This is a genomic window from Vibrio sp. D417a (assembly GCF_030248595.1).
Taxonomy (GTDB): domain Bacteria; phylum Pseudomonadota; class Gammaproteobacteria; order Enterobacterales; family Vibrionaceae; genus Vibrio; species Vibrio alginolyticus.
In genome coordinates this window covers 164,691-178,536 of sequence record NZ_JAHGAM010000017.1, presented here as the reverse complement: position 1 = coordinate 178,536, position 13,846 = coordinate 164,691, and the positions used below count along the sequence as shown (strand labels likewise).

12 protein-coding genes and 6 tRNA genes are annotated in these 13,846 nt (G+C 45.6%); 16 read left to right on the top strand and 2 right to left on the bottom strand.

The features are described 5' to 3' along the window. Positions 1–63 precede the first annotated feature (63 nt). The 6 genes from KI742_RS17180 (at position 64) to KI742_RS17155 (ending at position 755) form a co-directional block, all read left to right on the top strand. A tRNA-Leu gene (locus KI742_RS17180) sits at positions 64–148 on the top strand. Positions 149–170: 22 nt separating this feature from the next. Beyond that, positions 171–247: transfer RNA gene (locus KI742_RS17175), tRNA-Met, on the top strand. 46 nt (positions 248–293) lie between these two features. Beyond that, positions 294–378, top strand: a tRNA-Leu gene (locus KI742_RS17170). A 29-nt stretch (positions 379–407) separates the two neighbouring features. Then, positions 408–492 (top strand) — tRNA-Leu (locus KI742_RS17165). Positions 493–542: 50 nt separating this feature from the next. Continuing rightward, positions 543–617: transfer RNA gene (locus KI742_RS17160), tRNA-Gln, on the top strand. A 53-nt stretch (positions 618–670) separates the two neighbouring features. Next, positions 671–755: transfer RNA gene (locus tag KI742_RS17155), tRNA-Leu, on the top strand. Between the two features lie 135 nt (positions 756–890). Here the strand turns inward: KI742_RS17155 and KI742_RS17150 are convergent. Beyond that, complete coding sequence (locus KI742_RS17150; protein ID WP_005384117.1) at positions 891–2,069, bottom strand: 2-octaprenyl-3-methyl-6-methoxy-1,4-benzoquinol hydroxylase; 1,179 nt, start codon at positions 2,067–2,069, stop codon at positions 891–893. A gap of 257 nt (positions 2,070–2,326) precedes the next feature. Here KI742_RS17150 and miaB point away from each other — a divergent pair, with 257 nt between their 5' ends. The 5 genes from miaB (at position 2,327) to lnt (ending at position 7,944) form a co-directional block, all read left to right on the top strand. Next, a complete protein-coding gene (miaB, locus tag KI742_RS17145; RefSeq protein WP_005373038.1) occupies positions 2,327–3,751 on the top strand; it encodes a tRNA (N6-isopentenyl adenosine(37)-C2)-methylthiotransferase MiaB in 1,425 nt (474 codons plus the stop codon). 73 nt (positions 3,752–3,824) lie between these two features. Next, the gene (locus tag KI742_RS17140; protein WP_005373033.1) at positions 3,825–4,922 is read left to right on the top strand and encodes a PhoH family protein; all 1,098 of its coding nucleotides are present in this window, start codon (positions 3,825–3,827) and stop codon (positions 4,920–4,922) included. A 2-nt stretch (positions 4,923–4,924) separates the two neighbouring features. Next, positions 4,925–5,389, top strand: coding sequence for an rRNA maturation RNase YbeY (ybeY, locus tag KI742_RS17135; protein ID WP_005373030.1), 465 nt, complete (start codon positions 4,925–4,927; stop codon positions 5,387–5,389). A gap of 105 nt (positions 5,390–5,494) precedes the next feature. Further along, positions 5,495–6,394, top strand: coding sequence for a CNNM family magnesium/cobalt transport protein CorC (corC, locus tag KI742_RS17130; RefSeq protein WP_005384118.1), 900 nt, complete (start codon positions 5,495–5,497; stop codon positions 6,392–6,394). A 32-nt stretch (positions 6,395–6,426) separates the two neighbouring features. Further along, positions 6,427–7,944: an apolipoprotein N-acyltransferase gene (gene lnt / locus KI742_RS17125; protein WP_005384119.1), complete on the top strand. Its 1,518-nt coding sequence runs from the start codon at positions 6,427–6,429 to the stop codon at positions 7,942–7,944. Positions 7,945–8,028: 84 nt separating this feature from the next. Here the strand turns inward: lnt and KI742_RS17120 are convergent, their stop codons facing one another. Continuing rightward, the gene (locus tag KI742_RS17120; protein ID WP_005373024.1) at positions 8,029–8,499 is read right to left on the bottom strand and encodes a zinc ribbon-containing protein; all 471 of its coding nucleotides are present in this window, start codon (positions 8,497–8,499) and stop codon (positions 8,029–8,031) included. A 153-nt stretch (positions 8,500–8,652) separates the two neighbouring features. Between KI742_RS17120 and leuS the strand changes: the two genes are divergently transcribed. From leuS to rlmH, 5 genes are all read left to right on the top strand, one after another. Then, positions 8,653–11,226: a leucine--tRNA ligase gene (gene leuS / locus KI742_RS17115; protein WP_005384121.1), complete on the top strand. Its 2,574-nt coding sequence runs from the start codon at positions 8,653–8,655 to the stop codon at positions 11,224–11,226. 152 nt (positions 11,227–11,378) lie between these two features. Continuing rightward, entirely contained in the window at positions 11,379–11,918 is a 540-nt protein-coding gene (gene lptE / locus KI742_RS17110; protein WP_285385675.1) for an LPS assembly lipoprotein LptE, read from the top strand. A gap of 5 nt (positions 11,919–11,923) precedes the next feature. Next, the gene (gene holA, locus KI742_RS17105) at positions 11,924–12,943 is read left to right on the top strand and encodes a DNA polymerase III subunit delta (RefSeq protein WP_005384123.1); all 1,020 of its coding nucleotides are present in this window, start codon (positions 11,924–11,926) and stop codon (positions 12,941–12,943) included. Between the two features lie 88 nt (positions 12,944–13,031). Next, positions 13,032–13,349, top strand: a complete 318-nt coding sequence (gene rsfS / locus KI742_RS17100; protein ID WP_005373015.1) for a ribosome silencing factor — start codon at positions 13,032–13,034, stop codon at positions 13,347–13,349. Between the two features lie 4 nt (positions 13,350–13,353). Continuing rightward, positions 13,354–13,824: a 23S rRNA (pseudouridine(1915)-N(3))-methyltransferase RlmH gene (gene rlmH, locus KI742_RS17095; protein ID WP_017821762.1), complete on the top strand. Its 471-nt coding sequence runs from the start codon at positions 13,354–13,356 to the stop codon at positions 13,822–13,824. Positions 13,825–13,846: the final 22 nt, after the last annotated feature.

The window sequence follows — 13,846 nt, the reverse complement described above, 5'->3', positions numbered from 1 at the left end:
AGCCCTGCCATATACAATGATATTGAGATTTTACCAATTATCTTGATATCTACAGATCAAGTTGCGGAAGTGGCGGAATTGGTAGACGCACCAGATTTAGGTTCTGGCGCCGCAAGGTGTGAGAGTTCAAGTCTCTCCTTCCGCACCATTCTTGATCAAAAGTTTAAAATGGCTACGTAGCTCAGCTGGTTAGAGCACATCACTCATAATGATGGGGTCACAGGTTCGAATCCCGTCGTAGCCACCATTGATTAGATTGCTATCATAAGCTATCAGTCACGTAGATTTAAGATGCGGAAGTGGCGGAATTGGTAGACGCACCAGATTTAGGTTCTGGCGCCGCAAGGTGTGAGAGTTCAAGTCTCTCCTTCCGCACCATCTTAAATTAATCTACACTATCAGAATACGCGGAAGTGGCGGAATTGGTAGACGCACCAGATTTAGGTTCTGGCGCCGTAAGGTGTGAGAGTTCAAGTCTCTCCTTCCGCACCATTCTTTCTCTCGATAAGAGAGGTTAAGTAGTCTTTGACTATTTACGCTGTAGGGCTATCGCCAAGCGGTAAGGCAGCGGCTTTTGATGCCGCCATTCCCTGGTTCGAATCCAGGTAGCCCTGCCATATACAACGATATTGAGATTTTACCAATTATCTTGATATCTATAGATTAAGTTGCGGAAGTGGCGGAATTGGTAGACGCACCAGATTTAGGTTCTGGCGCCGCAAGGTGTGAGAGTTCAAGTCTCTCCTTCCGCACCATTATCGGAAAACCCAGCATGACTTTGCTGGGTTTTTTCTTTTTTTGGTTCTGGACTCGGGAAATCATTAGATTTGCCGAATTAAAAAAGCGAGCTCATGGCTCGCTTTTTTTCTATCTGTGATTTGAGTAGCTTACTACATACCTAACGCGTATTTCAGTACTTGAGCCTTAATTGGCCCTGAGTTTTCAGCAAGCTTCAATGCAGCATTACGTACGAACTTCAATGGCCCTAGATCGTTGCTAAAACCTTTATAGAAAAAGTCCATGCCCGTCTGCATGAGTAAGTTGTCAGGTCGACGTGCGCGTTCGTATTTCGCGAGTAAGGTATCTTCCAGCTTTTCTTGTTGTTCTGTTACCGAAAGGAGAACGTCTACATCTTTGAAGCCTAAGTTTACCCCTTGCCCTGCAAGCGGGTTGATCGTATGGGCAGAGTCACCCACTAACACGCAATTTTTGCTTGAGTAGCTTTGCGCATGACGACGAGTGAGTGGGAATGAGCCAAACTGTAAAACTTCAATATCGCCTAATTCAGCAGGGAAATGACGTAAAATTTCTTCTCTTAGTTGAGGTTTACTCATCGCACACAGTTGTTTAATACGTTTAGGCGAGTCATACCAAACCAAAGAACCTTGGCCTACTACTTGACCATCGTCGTTACTCAAAGAGCACAGAGGTAAAAATGAACGTGGGCCTGAAGGTGTAAATTGTTGCCAAGTAATATCTTGCTGAGGCAATTCTGTTTTCACATTAATCAACATGCAGTGTTGTCGGTAATCCCACGCAGTTACACCAATTCCAGCCAATTGACGAACTTTAGAGTTTGCACCATCAGCACCAATCACCCAGTTAGCTTCAAACTGCGCCCCACTTTCTAGTGTCACAAGATTTACATCTGCAAACTCAATGGCTTTTAATCGCTCAGGACACATCACGGTTAGATTTTCATACTGAGAGAAGACTTGCCAAAGACCTAATTGGATTAGGCGGTTTTCAACGATGTAACCTAGCTGATCCAATGACAATTCATCAGAGTGAAAACGAGTACGGCACTCTGGGTGCTCCCAAGTTTCTAAGCGCCGATAAGGACAAACTCGCATGCTCTTGATCTCTGGCCATGCTCCGAGTGAATCAAGTAACTCCACCGACTGGTGCGAGATTGCAGATACACGAATATCCATCGCCTGAGCGGCATCAAAAACTTTAGGTTTTGTACCTTCGACCAAGACAACGCTTCTGCCCTGCTTGGCAAATCCAACAGCGACGGCTGCCCCAACCATACCGCCACCGATCACGGCGATGTCATACTTGTTCATTTTTCACTCTTCATCGTGCTGATTAATTGGCGTTTTTTATTGTACTTTCCATGGCTATTTTTACAAAATTGTTTAACAAAAAACCTTGTTCTGCATAGGGCGAAAAACTAGATTTCATCAGGCTTTGCAGAGAATTAGCTAGATCACTAGTCAGGTGCTTTTTAAAGCAGTACAATACGCCGCTTACCGCCGTGATGGCGGCTATAATTTGAGCAATAGCTCTCCGATTTAAGTACAACTGAACGAGCGAAAGTGAGATGAGTAAGAAACTGCTAATTAAAACCTGGGGCTGCCAGATGAACGAATACGATTCATCAAAAATGGCCGACCTGCTTAATGCTGCAAACGGCTACGAGCTGACGGAAGAGCCAGAGGAAGCAGACGTACTTCTACTTAACACCTGTTCGATCCGTGAAAAAGCGCAAGAGAAAGTTTTCCACCAGTTAGGCCGCTGGAAAACACTAAAAGATAAAAAACCTGGCGTAGTTATCGGTGTAGGTGGTTGTGTAGCAACGCAAGAAGGTGACCATATTCGTGAACGTGCACCATACGTTGACGTTATTTTTGGCCCACAAACTTTGCACCGCCTACCTGAGATGATCAAACAATCTCAGTCCGATGATGCACCAGTTATGGACATTTCGTTCCCAGAGATCGAAAAATTCGACCGCCTACCTGAACCTCGCGCTGAAGGTGCGACAGCATTCGTTTCTATTATGGAAGGCTGCTCTAAGTACTGTACTTACTGTGTCGTACCGTACACTCGTGGTGAAGAAGTAAGCCGTCCAATGGATGACGTACTGTTCGAAATCGCCCAACTTGCTGAACAAGGCGTACGTGAAGTAAACCTTCTGGGTCAAAACGTAAACGCGTACCGTGGTCCTATGCACGATGGTGAGATCTGTTCATTTGCAGAACTGCTTCGTTTGGTTGCGTCTATCGATGGTATCGACCGTATTCGTTTCACGACGAGCCACCCGTTAGAATTCACAGACGACATCATCGCAGTATACGAAGATACGCCAGAACTTGTGAGCTTCCTGCACTTACCTGTGCAAAGTGGTAGTGACCGTATCCTAACGATGATGAAACGCCCTCACACCGCTATCGAATACAAATCGATCATCCGTAAACTGCGTAAAGCTCGTCCTGATATTCAAATCAGTTCAGACTTTATTGTTGGTTTCCCTGGTGAGACAGACAAAGACTTCCAAGACACCATGAAGCTAATCAAAGATGTAGACTTTGACATGAGCTTCAGCTTTATTTTCTCTCCACGTCCAGGCACGCCAGCAGCGGATTACCCTTGTGATGTGTCAGAACAAGTGAAGAAAGAGCGCCTTTACGAACTACAGCAAACTATCAATGCTCAAGCGATGCGTTACTCTCGCTTAATGCTTGGCACAGAACAACGTGTTCTAGTTGAAGGTCCTTCGAAGAAAAACCTAATGGAACTACGCGCTCGTACAGAAAACAACCGTGTAGTAAACTTTGAAGGTAGTGCAGACCTAATTGGTCAGTTCGTTGATGTGAAGATCGTAGACGTATTTGCAAACTCACTGCGTGGTGAGCTAGTACGTACTGAAAAAGACATGGATCTTCGTAGTGTGATTTCCCCAACGCAGATGATGGCGAAAACACGTCGCGAAGATGAGCTGGGTGTAGCTACTTTTACGCCGTAAGCTCGTATAAATAGCCATAGAGAGCCTGGTCGTTATCAGGCTCTCACTAAGTGGCAAAAAATGAGAGGCAACATTGAGCAATAAAATCGTAACTCTAGAAATTAACCTAGAACCTTCAGACAACCGCCGACTAGCTAGCCTGTGCGGTCCATTCGATGACAACATCAAGCATTTAGAACGTCGTCTAGGCGTTGAAATTAACCACCGTAGTGACCACTTTACGATTGTCGGTAAACCTCATACCGCATCAGCTGCGCTGGATATCCTGAAAACTCTATATGTTGATACCGCACCTGTACGAGGTGAGATCCCAGATATTGAGCCTGAGCAAATCCATCTAGCGATCAAAGAGTCTGGTGTTCTTGAGCAGAATACTGAGTCTAATATCGAGCATGGTAAAGAAGTCTTCGTCAAAACCAAGAAAGGTGTGATCAAACCACGTACGCCAAACCAAGCGCAGTACTTGGTTAACATGGTCACGCATGATATTTCTTTTGGTATTGGCCCGGCAGGTACAGGTAAAACCTACCTTGCTGTAGCAGCAGCTGTTGACGCACTAGAGCGCCAAGAGATCCGCCGTATTCTACTTACTCGTCCAGCGGTTGAAGCTGGTGAGAAATTGGGCTTCCTACCTGGTGATTTAAGCCAGAAAGTCGACCCATACCTACGTCCGCTATACGACGCCCTATTTGAAATGCTGGGCTTTGAGCGCGTAGAGAAGCTGATTGAACGTAACGTGATTGAGGTTGCCCCTCTTGCTTACATGCGTGGTCGTACTCTAAACGACGCCTTTATCATTCTTGATGAGAGTCAGAACACCACAGTTGAACAGATGAAGATGTTCCTAACGCGTATTGGTTTTAACTCTCGCGCGGTTATCACTGGTGATGTCACGCAGATTGACTTACCTCGTGGTGCGAAATCGGGTCTTCGTCATGCTATTGAAGTACTAAGCGAAGTTGACGACATCAGCTTTAACTTCTTCTTAGCCGACGACGTTGTACGTCACCCTGTGGTTGCTCGTATCGTTAACGCGTACGAGAAGTGGGAAGCACAAGACCAGAAAGAGCGTAAAGAGTTCGAGAAACGCCGTCGTGAAGAACGCGATGCGAAGTTACTAGAAGCAGCAAAAGCCGAACTGAATGCACAAGTTGCTTCAACTAAGGAATAATCATGGCGATTGAACTTGATCTGCAACTGGCAGTCGAAAATGAAGAAGGTCTGCCTTCGCAGCAAGATTTCCAATTGTGGCTAGATAAGACAATTCCTCTCTTCCAGCCACAAGCCGAAGTCACCATTCGTATTGTTGATGAACAAGAAAGTCATACGCTCAACCATGAGTATCGCGGCAAAGATAAACCAACTAATGTGTTGTCGTTTCCATTTGAAGCACCTCCTGGTATGGAAATAGATTTACTTGGTGATTTGATTATTTGCCGCCAAGTTGTTGAAAAAGAGGCGGTTGAACAGAGCAAGCCTCTGCTAGCACATTGGGCGCATATGGTTGTACATGGCAGCTTGCATCTGCTAGGTTATGATCATATAGAGGATGACGAAGCCGAAGAGATGGAGTCCCTCGAAACCGAAATCATGCAAGGTATGGGTTATGAAGATCCTTACATTGCTGAAAAAGAGTAGCTATTGGCCACTCGACAGGGAAAGGCGAACCACCTAAATGACTCTCGTGTTCGCCTCTCTATGTGTGCTATCACACTTCTGATAGCGTTACTTAATTGAGAAACAATGAACGAAGATAATTCTCCCTCTTCTAACGAAGATAAGAAAGAAAAGGCAGAAGGTCCGAGTAGAAAGTCCTTCTTTGAACGTCTAGGTCAACTATTTCAGGGCGAACCAAAAGATCGCCAAGAGCTTGTGGATGTTATCCGCGACTCTGAAGTTAACGACCTGATTGACCATGACACTCGCGATATGCTCGAAGGTGTTATGGAAATCTCCGAAATGCGTGTGCGTGACATTATGATCCCGCGTTCGCAAATGGTTACCGTTGAGCGTACTCACGACCTTGATACCTTGGTTGCTTTGATTACCGATGCTCAACACTCTCGCTACCCTGTGATCAGCGAAGATAAAGACCATGTGGAAGGCATACTTCTAGCGAAGGACTTACTTAAATACTTAGGCTCAGGCAGTAATCCATTTGATATCGAAGAAGTCATTCGACCAGCGGTTGTAGTACCGGAAAGTAAACGCGTTGATCGACTGCTGAAAGAATTCCGTGAAGAACGTTATCATATGGCCATTGTTGTCGATGAATTCGGTGGTGTTTCTGGTCTTGTGACCATTGAAGATATCCTTGAGGAAATCGTCGGGGATATTGAAGATGAATTCGATGAAAGTGAAGAGACGGACATTCGTAAGCTGAGCAAGCATACGTTTGCTGTCAGAGCGCTGACAACCATCGAAGAGTTTAATGAGACATTCGGAACCAACTTCAGCGATGAGGAAGTTGATACCGTTGGTGGTATGGTCATGACTGCCTTTGGTCACTTACCTTCTCGTGGTGAACTGGTTGAAATTGAAGGCTACAACTTCAAAGTCACCGCTGCCGATAACCGTCGTGTCATTCAACTCCAAGTGACGATCCCAGACGAAGAAACCCTGGTTGAAGCCACTCAAGAGTAACGCGATACCCATTGGGAATCTCAGAAATTACAATGATGAATGAACTCTTTCATCGCCTTAAGCGGCCCTTAGTGGCCGCTTTTGTTGGCGCCTCTACTACACTCGCTTTCGCTCCTTACCAGCTGTGGCCTATTGCCATTCTTAGCCCTGCAATTCTACTGATTCTTCTTGCTAACCAAACTCCGAAACGCGCACTATGGATTGGTTATGCTTGGGGGTTAGGTCAATTTGCAACTGGCGTTAGCTGGGTTTACGTCAGTATCTCCGGTTTTGGCGGTATGCCGCTCATTGCCAATTTATTTTTAATGGGCTTACTTGTTGCCTACTTGGCTGTTTATTCAGGCTTATTTGCTTGGCTCAACAACAAGCTGTTTCCTCAATTTACGCTCACAAAAGCACTTCTCGCTGCACCTGCTTTATGGCTGATAAGTGATTGGTTGCGTGGTTGGGTGATGACCGGCTTCCCTTGGTTATGGCTAGGCTATAGCCAGATAGATGCTCCACTCGCAAGCTTTGCACCAATTGGCGGCGTAGAACTGCTTACTCTATTTATCCTTATCAGCGCAGGGGCGTTAGCCTATGCATGGATTCATAAGCAGTGGCTGATGGTGATTATCCCTGCGGTATTACTCAGTACTGGCTTTGGGATTCGCAACTACGATTGGGTAACACCCCGACCAGAAGACACGACTAAGCTCGCACTGATTCAAGGTAACGTAGACCAAAACCTAAAGTGGCTACCAAGTCAACGCTGGCCAACCATCATGAAATATGCTGACTTAACTCGTGAAAACTGGGACGCTGACATTATCGTTTGGCCAGAAGCAGCAATTCCCGCTTTTGAAATTGAAGTGCCTTCATTTTTGAGCAATATCGACAGCGCTGCAAAAATGAATAACAGCGCAATCATCACCGGTGTCGTCAACCAAGCTGAAGATCGACAGTTCTACAACAGTATTCTGTCCCTCGGCATCACACCATACGGTGACTACAGCTTCGATTTAAGCGAACGTTACCATAAGCATCACCTACTACCGTTTGGTGAGTTTGTACCATTTGAAGATATTTTGCGCCCATTAGCGCCATTCTTTAACCTACCGATGTCATCGTTTAGCCGTGGGGCTTTTGTACAGCCAAACATCGTTGCGAATGGCATGCACATGGCACCAGCGCTTTGCTATGAGATCATCTTTAATGAGCAAGTGCGTCAAAATGTGACTGACGAAACAGACTTCATTCTAACGCTTTCAAACGATGCATGGTTTGGTCACTCTATCGGCCCTCTTCAGCATATGGAGATCGCCCGTATGCGTGCCTTAGAGTTGGGCAAACCGCTCATCCGCTCGACTAACAATGGATTAACAGCGGTAACCGATCACAAGGGTAAAATCGTTGAGCAAGTTCCGCAGTTTGAAACTGCAGTACTGCGCGCAGAGCTCACCCCAACCGATGGGAAAACGCCATATCGAATCGTTGGTACTTGGCCATTGTATATTTGGGTAGGGTTAAGTTTAGCGCTGGCTTTCGGTTTAAGAAGAAAACAGAGCTGATAACAGCTTGAAAGTAGAAAAGACAAAAAAGAGGCGACTAAGCCTCTTTTTTATTCATTGCATTATACAGTCGTTACTCGCCATTTATGGCTTTAATGACTGACGAGTAAAGCCTTTGTGACCACACTTAATACACGGAATGATTACTGTTGGGTGGTTATACGTTGTCTTGTGACCACACTCATCACAAACTAAAGTGCCTAAGCCTATCACCTCTCCTGCTTCATATAGCCCTTGATGCTCTAAGTCATCGAACAACTCAACCCACTCAACTTTAGTTCGGTCTGTAATCTCTAACAGCCCTTGCCATATCGAATCCGCAATCGTTAAGTAAAACGGACCGCTTTTGCTATCCTCGTAACTCTCTGAAAACTCTTTTAAGTCTGCTTTAAGGTACGCTTTGATTAAAGCCAATTCATCTTTGGTCAAGTCATTAGCAGCATCCACCACTTTGCCCGACGTCTCAATCGCTTTGTTAACTTCTTCCGGACTGTGCTTCAAGGTTTCAATCACATCCTCGAGCATTTCCTCATAACCTGTTTTACGTTTAGGCATAACTGACCTCCATCTTTCTCCTACCTGCGTCACTTAAGGGCGCATGGGTACAGATTGGCTATTGTTGTGATCCCTAGCTTTAGGTATTCTATGACGATCTATTTAAGTCTGTTCTAACCGAACTCACAAATTCCAAGATAACGGATACCATCGATGCAAGAACAATACAACCCACAAGATATTGAACAAAAAGTTCAAAAGCACTGGGATGACAACAAAACCTTTGTTGTAAGTGAAGACCCAAATAAAGAAAAATTCTACTGTCTGTCCATGTTCCCATACCCAAGTGGTCGACTGCACATGGGTCACGTGCGCAACTACACTATCGGTGATGTAGTATCTCGTTTCCAACGCCTACAAGGTAAAAACGTGATGCAACCAATCGGTTGGGACGCATTCGGTCTACCTGCAGAAAACGCAGCAGTAAAAAACAAAACTGCGCCAGCACCTTGGACTTACGAAAACATCGAATACATGAAGAACCAACTTAAGCTTCTAGGCTTTGGTTACGATTGGAACCGTGAATTCGCAACATGTACACCGGAGTACTACCGCTGGGAACAAGAGTTCTTCACTAAACTTTACGAGAAAGGTTTAGTTTACAAAAAGACTTCTTCTGTTAACTGGTGTCCTAACGACCAAACTGTTCTTGCAAACGAGCAGGTTGAAGACGGTTGTTGCTGGCGTTGTGATACGCCTGTAGAGCAAAAAGAAATCCCTCAATGGTTCATCAAAATCACTGAGTACGCTCAAGAGCTACTAGACGACTTAGACAAGCTTGAAGGTTGGCCTGAAATGGTGAAAACCATGCAGCGCAACTGGATTGGTCGTTCTGAAGGTGTTGAACTGAAGTTTGAAGTTAAGGGTCAACAAGACCTAGAAGTTTACACAACACGTCCAGATACGCTAATGGGTGTGACTTACGTGGGTATCGCAGCCGGCCACCCTCTTGCAGCTCTTGCAGCAGAGAACAATCCAGAGCTTGCAGCGTTTATCGACGAATGTAAGAACAACAAGGTTGCAGAAGCTGAGCTAGCGACAATGGAGAAGAAAGGTATGGCAACTGGCCTTACTGCTATTCATCCATTGAACGGCCGCGAAGTACCAGTATACGTAGCAAACTTCGTTCTGATGGACTACGGTACAGGCGCGGTAATGGCTGTACCTGCGCACGACCAACGTGACTACGAGTTCGCAACGAAGTACGGTCTAGACATCGTGCCAGTTATCAAGCCTGCTGATGGCAGCGAGCTAGACATCTCTGAAGCAGCATACACTGAGAAAGGTGTACTGTTCGATTCAGGTGAATTCGATGGCCTAGAATTCCAAGCGGCATTCGACGCAATCGCAGCGAAGCTAGAAGCAGAGGGCAAAGGCACTAAGACTGTAAACTTCCGTCTACGCGACTGGGGTGTATCTCGTCAACGTTACTGGGGCGCACCAATCCCAATGGTAACGACTGAAGACGGTGAAGTTCACCCAGTACCTGCTGACCAACTACCAGTGATTCTTCCAGAAGACGTGGTAATGGACGGCGTCACTAGCCCAATCAAAGCAGACAAAGAGTGGGCGAAGACAACCTTTAACGGCGAACCTGCTCTACGTGAGACAGATACGTTCGATACGTTCATGGAATCTTCTTGGTACTACGCGCGTTACTGTTCACCACAAGCGGACGACATCCTAGACCCAGAAAAAGCAAACTACTGGCTACCAGTAGATCAATACATCGGTGGTATCGAGCACGCTTGTATGCACCTACTGTACTCACGCTTCTTCCACAAACTACTGCGCGATGCGGGTTACGTAACTTCTGACGAACCGTTCAAGCAACTACTGTGTCAAGGCATGGTACTGGCTGATGCGTTCTACTTCGAGAACGAGAAAGGCGGCAAAGAGTGGGTAGCTCCAACAGACGTAGCCGTTGAACGTGATGGTAAAGGTCGCATTACTTCTGCTAAAGACACTGAAGGTCGTGATGTAACGCACTCAGGCATGATCAAGATGTCTAAGTCTAAGAACAACGGTATCGACCCTCAAGAAATGGTAGACAAGTACGGCGCTGACACAGTACGTCTATTCATGATGTTCGCGTCTCCAGCGGACATGACACTTGAATGGCAAGAGTCTGGCGTAGAAGGTGCGAACCGCTTCCTAAAACGTGTTTGGAAACTAGTGAAAGAGCACACAGCGAAAGGTGCAGCAGAAGCAGTAGATACCTCAGCGCTTTCTGGTGATCAAAAAGCACTTCGCCGCGACGTTCACAAGACTATCGCGAAAGTGACGGACGATATCGCTCGTCGTCAAACATTCAACACCGCGATCGCAGCGATCATGGAGCTGATGAACAAACTAGCGAAAGCGCCTCAAGAATCTGCGCAAGATCGTGCAATCCTTGACGAAGCACTGAAAGCTATTGTTGTCATGCTTTACCCTATCACTCCGCATATCTCATACGAGCTATGGGCAGCACTAGGTGAAACAGACATTGATAACGCGGCATGGCCGACGTTTGACGAAAAAGCGCTAGTTGAAGACGAAAAAACTATCGTTGTTCAAGTTAACGGTAAGCTACGTGCGAAGCTAACAGTCCCAGCTGATATCTCTAAAGACGATATCGAACAGCTTGGTCTAAACGACGAAAACGTGGTTAAGTTCACTGATGGCCTGACTATTCGTAAAGTTATTTACGTTCCAGGTAAACTGCTGAACATCGTTGCAAACTAATCGCAGCTGTCAATTTGTCTCTGTTTAGCGAACTTATTTGTTAACCAAGAGTCATTAAACAGGGTAGTTTTCTACCCTGTTTATTTACCTCAAACCATTCACATGAGTGGTTTAAGGTAAATAACCCCTTCAATTTAGGATGAATACAATCAATGCGCTTTTTCTCTTTGATTAAACTACCAGTGGTATTGGTATTAGCGGGGCTTCTTTCTGCCTGTGGTTTTCACCTTCGCGGCAAGTATTCCGTACCGGAAGAGCTGCACACTATGTCTTTCTCCAGCTACGATGAATACAGTGAATTAACTCGCTATGTTCGCTCTCAACTCGAACTGAACAAAGTTGAACTTGTTCAACCATCATCGACGGTACCCAACCTTCATTTGACGGAAGCGACAATCGATGAGCGTACACTATCGCTTTATCAAAATAGCCGTGCAGCAGAAAAAGAGCTGACATACGTAGTAAAATACCGTGTGACAATTCCTGGCTATGGTTCTAAAAACTTTACGACAACAGTAAACCGCAACTACCTAGACAACCCGTTGACCGCACTTGCAAAATCTGTTGAGCGTGACGTAATTGAAGACGAGATGCGCTTGCAAGCTGCAAAACAGATGATGCGCCAGTTGGGCCGTATTCGTGCCGAATATGAAGCAGGACAAATCTCTGAGCCAGCGAACAAAAACTCTTAGTCACTATGCGAATTTATGCCGATAAGCTAACGGATCATTTAACTAAACAAGTTAAACAGGTTTACTTAATCTTTGGTAATGAGCCGTTACTGATTCAAGAAAGCCGCCAAGCAATCCAAAAGGCAGCGTTTCAGCAAGGTTTTGAGGAAAAACACCGTTTTGCGGTGGATGCTAGCATCGACTGGAACCAAGTTTACGACTGTTTCCAAGCGATGAGCCTGTTTTCAAACCGTCAATTGATTGAGCTTGAAATTCCTGAAAGTGGCGTAACAACCGCCGTCAGCAAAGAGCTGCAAACACTGTGTGATATGCTTCATGATGACATCATGCTCGTCATTGTTGGTAGCAAACTGACCAAAGCCCAAGAAAATGCGAAATGGTTCAAAGCATTAAGCTCAAAAGGCGATTGGGTAAGCTGCTTGTCGCCAGACCTTCAACGCCTACCTATGTTCATTCAGACACGTTGCCGCACGTTGGGACTAAAACCCGATCAGCAATCACTGCAAATGTTGGCTCAATGGCATGAAGGTAACCTATTTGCATTGACACAAAGCTTAGAGAAATTGGCCCTACTCTATCCGGATGGTGAGCTGACCATCATACGTTTAGAGGAAGCCCTAAGTCGCCATAATCACTTCACTACCTTTAACTGGATCGACGCCTTACTGGCAGGTAAAGCAAACCGTGCACAACGTATTCTTCGCCAACTTGAGGCGGAAGGGGTTGAGACCGTGATCTTGATTCGAAGTGTACAAAAAGAGTTGAGCCAACTTTTAAATATGCATCAAGACTTAACTCAAATGGGAATGAACCAGGTATTTGAGAAATATCGAGTTTGGCAAAACAAGCGTCCACTCTATAACGCAGCACTGACCCGCTTATCAGCGAGTCGTATTTGTGCATTGCTCTCCTTGTTGGCTCAAGCCGAGATAAAAGCCAAAACTCAGTATGACGAGTCTGTATGGCCAACTATTCATCAGTTGAGCTTAGAAACCTGCTCTCCTGATATTAAGCTGGCAATTTAAAAATCAAAGCGTGATATAGTGCGCGACCTGTTTTGCAAGCAAGAATGTAAAACACTTTAGAGATAAGAGACAAACCGAGGAAAACCGAGTGCTTCGCGAAGAACTGAAAGACTTTTTAGCTGATAAAGCCGACGACATGAAAGCGGAAGACATTATCGTCCTAAATGTGGAAGATAAATCAAGCGTGACAGATTACATGATCATCTGTACTGGTACATCCAAACGCCACGTTTCATCCATCGCTGACCATGTTGCAACAGAAGTGAAAAAAGCCGGTCTTGAGCCACTAGGAATGGAAGGTGAAAACGAAGGTGAATGGGTAGTCCTAGATATGGGCGACGCCATGCTTCACGTGATGCAAGAAGAGCACCGCGAACTCTACCAGCTAGAAAAACTCTGGGGTTAATCTTTTGAAAATTCAACTAATTGCTGTTGGCACAAAAATGCCAAAATGGGTTGAGGAAGGCTTTCAAGAATATCGTCGCCGTTTCCCGCATGATATGCCGTTGGAGTTGATTGAAATCTCTGCTGGTAAGCGTGGTAAGAATGCCGATATCGCTCGCATCCTGCAAAAAGAAGGAGAAGCGATGCTCGCGGCGGTACCAAAAGGCAACCGTATCGTCACGTTAGATATCCCAGGTAAAAAATGGGACACTCCTCAACTCGCTGAGCAGTTAGAAGCTTGGAAATTAGATGGCCGTGATGTATCAATATTAATCGGCGGTCCTGAAGGACTCGCTCCTGCATGCAAAGCTGCAGCAGACCAAAGCTGGTCATTGTCTGCCTTAACGCTACCCCACCCTCTAGTGCGTATCGTAATGGCAGAAAGCTTGTACCGAGCGTGGAGCATCACCGCTAACCACCCTTATCATCGCGAATAATCGTTGTTTAACTTTAGAGCCA

What these genes read in the sequence shown, in the direction of transcription:
- corC (WP_005384118.1), top strand. Translation starts at nt 5,495, where the DNA reads ATGAACGAAGATAATTCTCCCTCTTCTAACGAAGATAAGAAAGAAAAG.
- lptE (WP_285385675.1), top strand. Translation starts at nt 11,379, where the DNA reads ATGCGCTTTTTCTCTTTGATTAAACTACCAGTGGTATTGGTATTAGCG.
- leuS (WP_005384121.1), top strand. Translation starts at nt 8,653, where the DNA reads ATGCAAGAACAATACAACCCACAAGATATTGAACAAAAAGTTCAAAAG.
- lnt (WP_005384119.1), top strand. Translation starts at nt 6,427, where the DNA reads ATGATGAATGAACTCTTTCATCGCCTTAAGCGGCCCTTAGTGGCCGCT.
- KI742_RS17150 (WP_005384117.1), bottom strand. Translation starts at nt 2,069, where the DNA reads ATGAACAAGTATGACATCGCCGTGATCGGTGGCGGTATGGTTGGGGCA.
- miaB (WP_005373038.1), top strand. Translation starts at nt 2,327, where the DNA reads ATGAGTAAGAAACTGCTAATTAAAACCTGGGGCTGCCAGATGAACGAA.
- holA (WP_005384123.1), top strand. Translation starts at nt 11,924, where the DNA reads ATGCGAATTTATGCCGATAAGCTAACGGATCATTTAACTAAACAAGTT.
- ybeY (WP_005373030.1), top strand. Translation starts at nt 4,925, where the DNA reads ATGGCGATTGAACTTGATCTGCAACTGGCAGTCGAAAATGAAGAAGGT.
- KI742_RS17120 (WP_005373024.1), bottom strand. Translation starts at nt 8,499, where the DNA reads ATGCCTAAACGTAAAACAGGTTATGAGGAAATGCTCGAGGATGTGATT.